This window comes from Bacillus sp. EB106-02-03-XG38 (assembly GCF_058792175.1).
Window position 1 is genome coordinate 314036 of sequence record NZ_JBYTED010000002.1, and the last position, 12222, is coordinate 326257.

The window sequence follows — 12222 nt, forward strand, 5'->3', positions numbered from 1 at the left end:
GAATTGCCCATCCGAACAACTCCTTTTTCCCCATTTAAACCAGTTCTTTAATACGTATGCGATCGTTCCCAATAATATTTTCATATGTTTCGCGCTCTACAACAATTTGTGATGTGCCACCTTTCGCGAAGACGACAGCTGGTCTACGAATCCGGTTATAATTATTCGCCATCGAGTAACCGTATGCCCCTGTACAAGAAATTGCTAATAAATCGGCAGTAGCAACTTTCGGTAGAGTAATATCCCAAATTAACATATCTCCACTCTCACAACATTTCCCTGCAATCGAAACAACTTCCTCGTTCTCATCGTTCCCTCGATTCGCTAACATCGCTTCATAACGAGCGTTATATAAAGCAGGTCTTAAATTATCAGTCATCCCACCATCCACTGATACATATTTCCGAATACCAGGAATGTCTTTCACAGATCCGACTGTATAAAGTGTCGTTCCAGCATCACCTACAATACTACGGCCTGGTTCAACCCATATTTCTGGCAAGGGATAATTACATACTGTAAATTGTTCCCTCACTGCATTTGTTACAGCTCGCACATATGTCTCAAGAGTTAATGGCGTATCTGATTCTGTGTAGCGTATTCCGAATCCTCCGCCCACATTTAGCACTTTTACTACATAATTTGTTCGCTCTCTCACTTCTTCTAAAAATTGACGAAGAACTTCAATTGCTCGCACAAAACCGGCCGTTTCAAATATTTGTGATCCGATATGTGAATGAATTCCTAGCACATTATAATTTGATTTTTGTAAAGCAAGCTCAATTGCTTGCATCGCTTGACCATTTGACACGCCAAATCCAAATTTCGAATCGTCTTGACCTGTTGTAATATATTCATGTGTGTGCGCCTCTACTCCTGGCGTTACACGAATTAATATGTTCACAAATTTCCCATGTTGCACTGCTAAATCATGCAAAATCTCTAATTCTAAGAAATTATCTACGACAAAACAACCAATATTTGCCTGAAGAGCCATCACAATTTCTTCATCTGTTTTATTATTGCCGTGAAAATGAATACGTGATGCCGGAAATCCAGCTTGAAGCGCAGTATATAATTCTCCTCCAGAAACAACATCTAATGACATATTCTCTTCACGAGCCACTCGGCACATCTCCATGCACAAGAACGCCTTGCTTGCATATGCTACTTGGTAAGAGAAACCACTCTCTTTAAAAGCACGATGAAACGCGCGGCACTTTCCTCGAATAGACTCTTCATCGTATACATAAAGTGGTGTTCCGTATTGTTTTGCTAGCTGCGTCGTATCGCACCCTCCAATTTCTAAGTGTCCTTGCCCATTGATTCGGCTTGTGCCGTGTAAATACATTTGAATTCCTCCCTTATTTCCTCTAAAACTCATAACCCCAATCTTCTATTCATTGCAGCACGCTTTTAGATAGACAAAAAACGCGCGGAACAATGTTCACACGCGTTTCTTATTAGGAAAAATATATATTGAAAAAATAAACGAGTTGTTATCTCCTCAAAATAAGAAACCGCATCAACATCTCCAAATAGCTCTCCATAAAACAAATCTTATGACAGTACTACATTTATTCAATGCAGTCCCAATATATGAATAAGATGGTTATTCTTATATTTCGGCAATAGTCCCTTTCAACCTATGATCACAGATTCCATTAAATCTCCCATAGCTTACTCTTTCCTATCGCGGCCTCTACCTTTGAGAGTAGATGAGGTAAGTCTATTTAATTTTCAAACATCTAATTGTTGCTATTAACAATACCAAAGGACCATTTTATTTGTCAAACAATTTTTTATATTGTTTTTTTACACTTTAATTTCGTATCATTTGGTAATCGCTTTACTAAAACCTTTGTTACTTCCCATTCGCCCTCTTCGTTATTAAATGTAATCGTTACCTTCTCAAATGGTGGAACAATTTTCCCACCAACCTGTTCATACTTCGTCACTTCAATACTCGCTTGAAATAAATATGTACCGCTATACACTTTTTTTAAACTGATGATTTTCGGACATTGATAAGGTTTTAAGCTCCCATATTGTTTTTCAATTGCTTTATTTATTTTCGGAAATAAAACAGAATAAAGGGCATCTTCCATAAGAGGTGCATCATATTGGGCTACCGACACACTCGGTGAAGCAAAAAGTATAACACTACTGCATACTATAAAATATAATAATTTTCGCATTATAACCTCCGTATTGTTACACGATTCTTTCTGCGCACGATAATAATCATACATAGAAACTCCGTTATATTGTCTCCTTCTGCCCTTTTTCTACTCAATTATTATAAAAAAGTCCACAACTCTCTTTTATTTTCGTATAATGATACTCATAGTATAATAAACATAATAATAAAGGACTGTTCGTATATATAAAATGAGGCGCTAATCAAACCGGCTCACAAGAACAGTCATGCTTTTTAGGAGAGGAGTATATTATGCTACAACGTCTGTTTCCAAAACTGCGATTTGCACTCGTTGCAGTCGTTTTATTATGGATAAAAACATATATTGTGTACAAGCTAGCATTTGATATTAAAATTGATAATTTCTTTGAAGAATTTATGCTTTTTATTAATCCAATAGCTGCGCTACTTTTATTTTTCGGTTTTGCTTTATTGGCATCTAAACACCGAAACCGAATTATAGTTGGAATTAGTTTTGTACTATCATTCATTTTATTTGGAAATGCAATGTTTTATGGGTTTTATAACGATTTCGTTACGTTCCCAGTATTATTTCAAACAAATAATATGGCTGATTTAGGGACAAGTATAAAAGAACTCTTTACGTATAAAACATTACTGTTATTTGCAGATGCGATTATTTTAATGTTTCTTTCGCGTAAATTCCCGGCATTTTGTGACAAAACGCCGCTTTCTCGCTCTGAGAAGCGAACTTTCTTTAGTGGTGTAACAGCTCTACTAGCATTACAAATTGTTGTTTCAGTTATTTATAAACCACAAATGTTCTCACGCTCATTTGACCGTCAAACTGTCGTGAAAAATTTAGGTTTATACACATATCATCTATTTGATATTACACTTCAATCTAAATCTTCAGCTGAACGTGTATTTGCAAGTGGTGACGGGTTCTCTGAAATTAAAAACTATACAGACTCAAAAGATAAGCAAGTTGATAAAAACTTATTTGGAGCTGCAAAAGGTAAAAATGTCATTTTGATTTCAATGGAATCGACACAAAGTTTTGTTATTAATAAAAAAATAAATGGAAAAGAAATCACTCCATTTTTAAACGAATTTATTAAAGATAGTTTTTATTTCGATAACTTCTATCATCAAACAGGACAAGGCAAAACATCTGATGCAGAATTTATCGTTGAAAATTCACTTTATCCGTTAGACCGCGGTTCTGTATTCTTTACTCACGCAACAAATGAATACACAGCTACACCAGAACAGTTAAAGAAATACGGATATACTTCTGCTGTCTTCCATTCAAACGATAAAGCGTTTTGGAATCGTGATGTAATGTATCCTGCACTTGGATATGATCGTTACTTTAATTTAAATGATTACGTAGGCACAGAACAAATGTCCGTCGGTTGGGGATTAAAAGATAAAGAGTTCTTTGAACAATCTATTCCAAAGCTAAAATCTTTACCACAACCGTTCTATACAAAATTCATTACTTTAACAAACCATTTTCCGTTTCTTCTAAATCCAGAAGACCAATATGTCGATGAGTTCAATTCAGAAAGTGGTGTTGTAAACCGTTACTTCCCAACTGTTCGTTACACGGATGAAGCTCTTAAACGATTTATTAAACAATTAAAAGAAGAAGGGCTATATGATAATTCCGTTATTATCATTTACGGAGACCATTACGGTATTTCTGAAAACCATAACGCTGCTATGGCTCAGTTCCTTGGGAAAGACGCTATTACACCGTTTGATTCTATGCAATTACAACGCGTCCCTCTCATTATTCATGTGCCTGGTCAAGAAGGAAAAGTCATTTCTAAAGTATCTGGTCAAATTGATATTAAACCAACTCTACTTCATTTACTTGGTATTAAAACAAATCAATCGATTGAATTTGGAACTGACTTATTTATTAAAGAAGAAGACCCACTTATGGTAATGCGTGATGGTAGCTTCGTTTCGGAAGATTATGTGTATACAAAAAACATGTGTTATAAACGAAATACGGGTGAAGAAGCGGACATTACATTATGTCAACCGAATATTGAAAAAGCAAAAAATGAATTAAAACTCTCGGATAAACTCATTTATGGAGATTTATTACGTTTCGATCCTAACAATCGGTATAAAACTGGAACAATGACAACGAAATTTGAATAATACACGAAGCAACTTTATAAAAGTTGCTTCTTTTTTTACTTATTTTTCAAATCATTCTTCTATTAAATCTTTCACAAATTGGGAATTTTTTTCGTATGAGGAAGAAATTTATGGTATGATAAAATAAGTAAACTTTCATACACTAATTAAGAATTTATTACAGAAAGCAAGGGATCAGATTTTGTATAGAGCAGCTATTCCAAACTTATTTACGCTCGGAAATTTATATAGTGGATTCTTGTCAATCGGCTATGCATCTTTAGGATATTATAAATCAGCTGCTATTTTAGTACTTATCGGGATGATGTTAGATAGTCTTGATGGGCGTGTTGCTCGTTTATTACGTGTTGATTCACAAATGGGAAAAGAACTTGACTCACTTGCAGATGTCGTAACATTTGGTGCCGCACCTGCTGTTCTTATGTATTACACATCTTTCTCCAATTATGGAATCATCGGACTATACATAGCGGGACTATTCCCTCTTTTCGGAGCATATCGTTTAGCACGATTTAATGTAACACCATCTTCTACTTCAATGAAATATTTCACTGGGGTACCGATTACAGCAGCGGGAGGGCTTGTTGCTTTCCTAACATTATTTTCACATACCATTCCAAAAATCGTTCTTATTACAGTATTTGTAACGTTCGCATTTTTAATGGTGAGCCGCATTCGTATCCCAAGTTTAAAAGATGTACCAATTCCACGATATAGCATCATCATTACACTATTTTTAGTTGGAATCATTATCACAATGTACCAAACAGGGTTCGGTAATTTTTCTGTTTTCTTATTCATTGCTATTCCACTATATATTTTGTATATGCTATCTCAATTTCTTAGACAAAGACCATCTAAAAGAGCAAATAAAGACAAATAAAAAACCTTCCGATTCTGGAAGGTTTCTTTTTATTTTGTAACGAATACTTTTTGATTTACAGGTGTTACAGGCTCTTCACCGTTTAATACGGATAAAATATTTCTTACTGCCATTTCAGCCATCGCATCACGCGTTTCGAATGTTGCATTTCCTACATGAGGAGCGAGTACTACATTCTTTAAACCTTTTAGCTCTTCCGTAATTTTCGGTTCAAATTCAAACACGTCAAGAGCTGCCCCTTCAATTTCATTCGTTTTTAATGCATGAGCAAGTGCCGCTTCATGCATAATTGGTCCACGTGAAGCATTTATAATATACGCTGTTTTCTTCATCATTTTGAACTGTTCTTCATCAATCATATGATGTAATTTCGGATTATACGCACAGTTAATTGTAATAAAGTCTGCCGTTTGTAATAATTCTTCCAAGGTTACATATGTTGCTTCCAATTCACTTTCAGCTTCAGGCTTTCGATTTGGTCCCGTATATAAAACATTCATCCCAAACGCTTTCGCACGCTTTGCAACTGCCTTACCGATTTCTCCAAGGCCAATAATTCCAATTGTTTTACCATGTACTTCGCGGCCTAAGAAAAATAACGGTGCCCATCCATTAAATCCAGTTGTACGACATAACGTATCACCCTCAGGAATTCTACGTGCAGCTGCTAAAAGAAGTGCAAATGTTAATTCAGCTGTCGCTTCCGTTGATACTTTCGGTGTATTCGTTACCGAAATCCCTTTTTCTCCAGCATACGTGTAATCAATATTATCGTAACCAGCACCATAGTTTGCAACAATCTTTAAATTAGGTGCCGCATCAATCACTTCTTTTGTCACCTTTGTAGAAAGTAGGCTTAACAATGCATCTTTGTCTTTCACACGCTCTGTTAATTCATCTAAAGAAATTAACGCCTCTTTATCGTACATTTCTACATCATGATCCTTTAATAGTTCTAATCCGATTGCTGGAATTTTTCCTGCTACTAATATTTTTGCCACTACTAACACCTCTTCTATAGAAAATAAGATAGCTCTTATCTTTCATTGTAAGAAATCCACATATAAAAACCAAGGAATTTGATTATAGTTTTGAAAATCGACACTTTTCCATGAAAAAAGAGGAGATGCAAGTCTCCCCTCTTCTTATGCTTTCTCTTGCGATTCTTTTCCAAGCTTCACATCGATCGTTCCTTCTGCAACTGTATCACTAATTTGTTCCTCAATAACGGATTGAGATGTAGCATTCGTTTCAGAAGTATACGCTTGTTGCTGTGCACCTTGTACATTTTGTTTATTTTGTTGTTTCGCCATTTCTTTACCCTCCTTTTTATTCTTTCTTATTTTGAACAAAAAGATGGGTTTTCATCAAAAAATCATGATCATTTTAAAATTGTAACTTCTTCTTCAAACAATCTCATCGTTCTTACTCGTTTCGTAAATGTAGCTACATGCGAAATACCATGATTGCGTAACGTCTTTATATTCTCTTCCAGATATTTTCCTAAATGATTCGGATAATGAGCATCTGAAGAGAGTGTAATCGGGACCCCGTGCTTAGCTAATACTTGTAAATATAGTGGACTCGGGCACATCTCGCGCACAGGATAGCGATAGTACAATCCCGCATTTATTTCCGTTGCTGTATTTGTTTCTACTAACGCACGTGCAATTCCCTTATAATAAGAAAGTTGTTCATTCTCATCTAGCCGGTAATTAAATACTTTTATGTTATCAAGATGAGCTATTATATCAAATAACTCAGAACGAACTGCACACTCCACTGTTTTGAAAAACGTATCATATAAAGCATATAAGTCATGTTCCTTAAAATATTCTTTCGTATCTGGATTATCAAATCCCCATCCATTTAAAAAATGAACAGAACCAATTACATAATCAAAATCTCCTAATGCGAGTAAAGATTGTAATTTTCGTTCACCACCAATAAAATAATCCGCTTCAATTCCAAGTTTAAGCGTAACACCTCTTTTACTCCAACGTTCTTTTGCCTCTTCAATTGCCTTTATAAAATCATGTAGTGACGCTACCCTTACTTGGTCTAACCATTCCTTCTGTAAACGACCAAGCCTCGAATCACTAATATCGACATATCTTTCATAGTATTCTTTCGCTTCATAAAAACGGTATAAATGATCGACAATCCCAACTTCTTTTATCCCTTTTCGCAAAGCTTCTTCTAAATATAAATCAATCCATTTCGTTGTAAATGGCCCTTCTTTCACACGTCTTTGCAGGCGTTCTTGTGTTTTCACAAGCCATTCCATAGAATGTTTTTCTTCTTTAAGCGGTTCATAATGTTGCAGTGCTTCATTTATTTTAGCTAGCCATCCTATTGAATACGGCCCTTCTTCTAAATGAATGTGATAATCCACTTTCATACATATTCCCCCTTATAATGTATCTATTTCTCTTCTGCCCCCTATTCTCGAAAGCTTCCCATTTCTTTCTCTTACTTCCTCCACAATATCTTCTAATGATATATTTTTTTCGGCTAATAAAACGAAGCAGTGATACAGTACATCAACCATTTCTTTCACTAACTCTTCTTTATCATTATTTTTAGATGCGATAATTACTTCCGTACATTCCTCACCAATTTTCTTTAAAATTTTATCTTCTCCTTTTGAAAATAAGTAATTTGTATATGATTCAGGAAGTGGATTTCTCTTTCGTTCTTCAATTGTTTCAAATAGTAATGTAAAGGCGTTTTCCATATGTATCCCCCTATATAATTTTGTAGTGAAAACATGTCTTCTCTCCCGTATGACAAGCAGGTCCCACTTGCTTTACGACGACAACAATTGAATCTTGATCACAATCTAAATAAAGAGATTGCACAGATTGGATATGTCCTGATGTTTCTCCTTTATTCCATAACGACCTTCTTGAACGAGAATAAAACCATGTTCTTTTCGTCTCTAGCGTTTTTTCATATGCTTCTTCATTCATATAAGCTAACATTAAAACTTCTTTTGTACCTTCTTCAATTACGACTGCTGGTAGTAGTCCTTTTGAAAAGTTAGGTTTCATAACCGCACCTCAACATTTGCATTTCTTAATTTTCTCTTTACGTCCTGCACTGTCGCCTCACCATAATGAAAGATGGATGCCGCTAAAGCTGCATCAACTGTTGTCTTTTGAAAAACTTCTATAATGTGATCAGCATGACCACATCCGCCTGACGCAATGACTGGTACGGAAACACTTCTTGAAATTTCTTCTGTTAAGCGGAGGTCATATCCGTTTTTCGTTCCATCTGCATCCATACTCGTTAATAAAATTTCGCCTGCTCCTAGCTCGGTAACACGCTTTGCCCAACAGATTGCATCCATTCCCGTATCAACTCTTCCGCCGTTCACATATACATTCCACTTACCTTCGGCTACTTTTCTAGCATCAATTGCGACGACGATACATTGTGAGCCAAAGTGTTCTGCCCCTTCTTTGATTAGCTTCGGATTTCTCACTGCCGCTGAGTTAATTGAAACTTTATCTGCTCCAGCTCTTAGTAAATTGTACATATCTTTAACACTTGAAATCCCCCCGCCAACTGTAAGGGGAATAAATACTTTTGAAGCTGTTTTTTCTACAACATCTATAATCGTTTTTCGTCCTTCATACGTTGCCGTAATATCTAAAAATACTATTTCATCTGCTCCCGCCTCGTTATATAAAGCGGCTATTTCAACAGGATCACCGACGTCTTGTAACCCTATAAAATTTACACCTTTTACGACTCGCCCTTCTTTCACATCTAGACAAGGAATAATTCGTTTCGCTAACATAACTTTGTTACCTCTAGTACTTCTTCTAAATCAATCGTTTTCTCGTAAAGAGCCTTACCAATTATGACACCGTATATATTCATATCATTTAACTTTTTCACATCTTGCATAGTTGCCACTCCTCCAGAAGCAATAAGACGAATAGAAACGCTTTTTTGTAGTAACTCCAATTGCTCTATATTCGGCCCTGCAAGCGTCCCGTCTTTCGAAATGTCTGTAAATACAATCGTTTGAACCCCTACATTCTCCATTTGCTTCGCTAAATCAATGTAAGAAATTTCAGACACATCAAGCCAACCTCTCGTTGCTACGAAACCATTTTTCGCATCAATGCCTACAATGATTTTTTCTTTATATAGAAGAACTGCTTCTTCTAAAAATGCCTTATCATAAAGAGCGGCTGTTCCTAAAATCACTTTGTCTACCCCTGCTGACAATAGCTTCTCTACCGCTATAAGTGATCGAATTCCTCCTCCAACTTGTACTGGAATTCGTACCGCCTTACAAATTCTTTCAATGATGGACAAGTTTAACGACTCACCAGCAACTGCACCATCTAAATCAACAATGTGCAACCTTTTTGCTCCAAACTTTTCAAATATAATCGCTTGCGCAACCGGGTCTTCATTCATTACTGTTTCTTTACTAAACTCTCCTTGATACAGTCTAACGCAGCGGCCCTCTTTTAAATCGATAGCTGGGAAGATTTCCATGCTTCTACCACTCCTTTGAAATTTTTCAACATTTGCATTCCTATATCACCACTTTTTTCAGGATGAAACTGTGCGCCATATATACTTCCTTTTGCTACAAAACCAGGTACGTTCACTCCATATTCACTTATTCCATACACAATTTCATTTGGACAATCTGCGTAATAAGAGTGGACATAATATACGAAAGAACCATCCTCCACTCTATTCCAAAGTGCCATTTCTCCCTCTTTCTTTAACTCATTCCATCCCATATGTGGAATCTTATAAGGAACCTTTAGCTGTCGAATAACACCTGGCAATAAACTTAATCCGTTACAGTCTTGTAGTTCCTCACTTTTTTCAAATAAAAGCTGCATTCCTAAGCAAATGCCTAGAAGTGGTTTTCCTGAACGGCCGACTTCTTGTAACACACGCACTAAATCTTTTTCTTCCAATTCATCCATTGCTTTTGGAAATGCACCTACTCCTGGTAAAATCACTCCATCACTTCTAAAAATCTCTTCCTTCTCACTCGTTACGATGTAATCTGCTCCAACATACTTTAAGGCTTGTTCTACACTACGAATATTTCCCATTCCATAATCTATAATGGCAATCAATTACAACATCCCTTTCGTTGAATTTACACCAGTAATGTTGGCATTTCTTTCGATTGCTTCTCTAAGCGCTCTACCAAACGCTTTAAATAATGCTTCAATTTTGTGATGTGTATTGCTTCCGTATAAGATACGAGCATGTAATGTAATATTGGCAGCATGAGCAACTGCTCTAAAAAACTCTTCCGTTAATTCGGTATCAAAATCCCCAAGCTTCGGATTCGTTAATTCTCCTTGAAATACAATATACGAGCGTCCGCTTATATCAATTGCAACAAAACCTAAAGACTCATCCATCGGTACATATGCGGAGCCGTATCTATTAATCCCCTCTTTATTTTGCAATGCTTCTTTCAAACAATTTCCGAGTACAATTCCAACATCTTCAACTGTATGATGCGCATCAACGAAAACATCGCCTTCTGCCTCCACTTGCAAACCGAATCTTCCATGCCTTGCAAATAAAGTTAGCATATGATCAAAAAATCCAACTCCCGTTTGTATAGAAACATCCTTTCCTTCATCAAGCTGTAAACTTAATTTTATTTTTGTTTCTGTCGTCTCACGTATTTGACTAGCCTCTCGCATCATTCTTCCTCCTCAAATCTTATTTGAATTGCTCTCGCATGCGCATGTAACCCTTCTTTATTGGCAAGTTCTACAATATGATGTTGTACATCTCTTAACGCCTCCTCTGTATAAGACAAGAAGCTTGATTTTTTCACGAAATCATCGACTGATAACGGTGAGAAAAATCTTGCTGTTCCACTTGTCGGTAACACATGATTCGGCCCTGCTAAATAATCACCGAGCGGTTCTGGTGCATATGGCCCAAGAAAGATTGATCCTGCATGTTTCACATAAGCTAGTGCATTCATCGGTTCTTTTATATGTAACTCTAAATGTTCCGGGGCGATTTCATTCGATAATTGCAGTGCCTCATCTAAAGAAGGAACGATAAAAACAGCTCCATTTCTATTTATTGATTCACGTGCAATTTCGCTTCTTGGTAATGTTTCTAACTGTCTTTCTATCTCTTTTTCTACCTCTTTTGCTAACTCTATATTCGTTGTAATACAAATTGCTGTTGCTCTCTCGTCATGTTCTGCTTGTGATAATAAATCAGCAGCAATATATTTTGCATTTCCTGTTTCATCAGCGATAACTACAATTTCTGACGGTCCGGCAATCATATCAATATTCACTACTCCGTATACTTCTCGTTTCGCCAGAGCAACGTACAAATTTCCCGGTCCAACTATTTTATCCACTTTCGGAATCGATTCCGTCCCGTATGCTAATGCAGCAATTGCCTGCGCGCCACCTATCGTATAAATTTCATCTATTCCTGCAAGGCTTGCAGCAACTAAAATATGCGGATCAATTCCTCCTTCTCTCGGCGGTGTTACCATTACAATCTTTTTCACACCAGCGAGTTTTGCTGGCAATACATTCATTAATACTGACGAAGGATATGAAGCAGTTCCGCCTGGCACGTATACTCCTACATTCTCTAACGGCCGAATGATTTGTCCTCTAATGATGCCTTCACTCTCGCAATCGAATATAGATTGCCTTTTTTGCTTTTCATGATACGAAATAATATTTTTTTTCGCCTCTTGTAACGCTTCTAAAAATGAATTTTCGACAAACATACTGGCTTGTTTTATTTCTTCTTCACTTACGCGAAATTCTTTAACCTTTACACCATCAAACTTTTTTGTATAAAAAGATAGGGCCTCATCCTTACTCTCCCTTACATTTTGAACGATTTCACTTACACTTCTTTGAACAGTTTCTTCTATTATATTAGCGTTTTCTCTTAGCAATTTTATTTTTGATAACGCCTCTTTGAAATCTTCATAAACGATTTCCATGTT

Annotated in this window: 14 protein-coding genes and 1 riboswitch; of the genes, 2 read left to right on the forward strand and 12 right to left on the reverse strand. The window is 36.4% G+C overall.

The window, feature by feature from the left end; genetic code table 11:
- Positions 1-34: 34 nt before the first annotated feature.
- Together lysA and AC3WTI_RS10895 are read right to left on the reverse strand one after the other, a co-directional pair.
- Positions 35-1351 (reverse strand): diaminopimelate decarboxylase, encoded by a 1317-nt coding sequence (gene lysA / locus AC3WTI_RS10890; protein ID WP_087958068.1) that lies wholly within the window; start codon positions 1349-1351, stop codon positions 35-37.
- Between the two features lie 180 nt (positions 1352-1531).
- A riboswitch (Lysine riboswitch) is annotated at positions 1532-1713 on the reverse strand.
- Between the two features lie 89 nt (positions 1714-1802).
- Positions 1803-2198 carry a DUF3888 domain-containing protein gene (locus AC3WTI_RS10895; protein WP_179192037.1) on the reverse strand — a complete coding sequence of 132 codons (396 nt, stop codon included), beginning with the start codon at positions 2196-2198 and terminating at the stop codon, positions 1803-1805.
- Between the two features lie 254 nt (positions 2199-2452).
- Between AC3WTI_RS10895 and AC3WTI_RS10900 the strand changes: the two genes are divergently transcribed.
- Positions 2453-4339 carry an LTA synthase family protein gene (locus AC3WTI_RS10900; protein WP_097841537.1) on the forward strand — a complete coding sequence of 629 codons (1887 nt, stop codon included), beginning with the start codon at positions 2453-2455 and terminating at the stop codon, positions 4337-4339.
- Positions 4340-4520: 181 nt separating this feature from the next.
- A complete protein-coding gene (gene pssA / locus AC3WTI_RS10905) occupies positions 4521-5222 on the forward strand; it encodes a CDP-diacylglycerol--serine O-phosphatidyltransferase (RefSeq protein WP_000285421.1) in 702 nt (233 codons plus the stop codon).
- A gap of 29 nt (positions 5223-5251) precedes the next feature.
- On the opposite strand, the gene AC3WTI_RS10910 is transcribed toward pssA, so the two are convergent.
- The 10 genes from AC3WTI_RS10910 to hisD all read right to left on the reverse strand — a co-directional run bounded on the left by AC3WTI_RS10910 (position 5252) and on the right by hisD (position 12219).
- Positions 5252-6223: a 2-hydroxyacid dehydrogenase family protein gene (locus tag AC3WTI_RS10910; RefSeq protein WP_087958064.1), complete on the reverse strand. Its 972-nt coding sequence runs from the start codon at positions 6221-6223 to the stop codon at positions 5252-5254.
- Positions 6224-6367: 144 nt separating this feature from the next.
- Entirely contained in the window at positions 6368-6535 is a 168-nt protein-coding gene (locus AC3WTI_RS10915) for a YozQ family protein (protein ID WP_001118881.1), read from the reverse strand.
- A 68-nt stretch (positions 6536-6603) separates the two neighbouring features.
- Entirely contained in the window at positions 6604-7623 is a 1020-nt protein-coding gene (locus AC3WTI_RS10920; RefSeq protein WP_087958062.1) for a histidinol phosphate phosphatase domain-containing protein, read from the reverse strand.
- 12 nt (positions 7624-7635) lie between these two features.
- Positions 7636-7959 carry a phosphoribosyl-ATP diphosphatase gene (gene hisE, locus AC3WTI_RS10925; protein WP_087958060.1) on the reverse strand — a complete coding sequence of 108 codons (324 nt, stop codon included), beginning with the start codon at positions 7957-7959 and terminating at the stop codon, positions 7636-7638.
- Between the two features lie 10 nt (positions 7960-7969).
- Positions 7970-8275: a phosphoribosyl-AMP cyclohydrolase gene (gene hisI, locus AC3WTI_RS10930; protein ID WP_087958058.1), complete on the reverse strand. Its 306-nt coding sequence runs from the start codon at positions 8273-8275 to the stop codon at positions 7970-7972.
- The gene (hisF, locus tag AC3WTI_RS10935; protein WP_087958057.1) at positions 8272-9030 is read right to left on the reverse strand and encodes an imidazoleglycerol phosphate synthase cyclase subunit; all 759 of its coding nucleotides are present in this window, start codon (positions 9028-9030) and stop codon (positions 8272-8274) included. The genes hisI and hisF overlap by 4 nt, the downstream gene beginning before the upstream one ends.
- Positions 9024-9743 carry a 1-(5-phosphoribosyl)-5-[(5-phosphoribosylamino)methylideneamino]imidazole-4-carboxamide isomerase gene (gene hisA / locus AC3WTI_RS10940; RefSeq protein WP_087958055.1) on the reverse strand — a complete coding sequence of 240 codons (720 nt, stop codon included), beginning with the start codon at positions 9741-9743 and terminating at the stop codon, positions 9024-9026. The genes hisF and hisA overlap by 7 nt, the downstream gene beginning before the upstream one ends.
- Positions 9716-10345, reverse strand: a complete 630-nt coding sequence (gene hisH, locus AC3WTI_RS10945; protein ID WP_087958053.1) for an imidazole glycerol phosphate synthase subunit HisH — start codon at positions 10343-10345, stop codon at positions 9716-9718. The genes hisA and hisH overlap by 28 nt, the downstream gene beginning before the upstream one ends.
- Positions 10346-10930, reverse strand: a complete 585-nt coding sequence (gene hisB, locus AC3WTI_RS10950) for an imidazoleglycerol-phosphate dehydratase HisB (RefSeq protein WP_087958051.1) — start codon at positions 10928-10930, stop codon at positions 10346-10348.
- Positions 10930-12219, reverse strand: coding sequence for a histidinol dehydrogenase (gene hisD, locus AC3WTI_RS10955; RefSeq protein WP_087958050.1), 1290 nt, complete (start codon positions 12217-12219; stop codon positions 10930-10932). The genes hisB and hisD overlap by 1 nt, the downstream gene beginning before the upstream one ends.
- Positions 12220-12222: the final 3 nt, after the last annotated feature.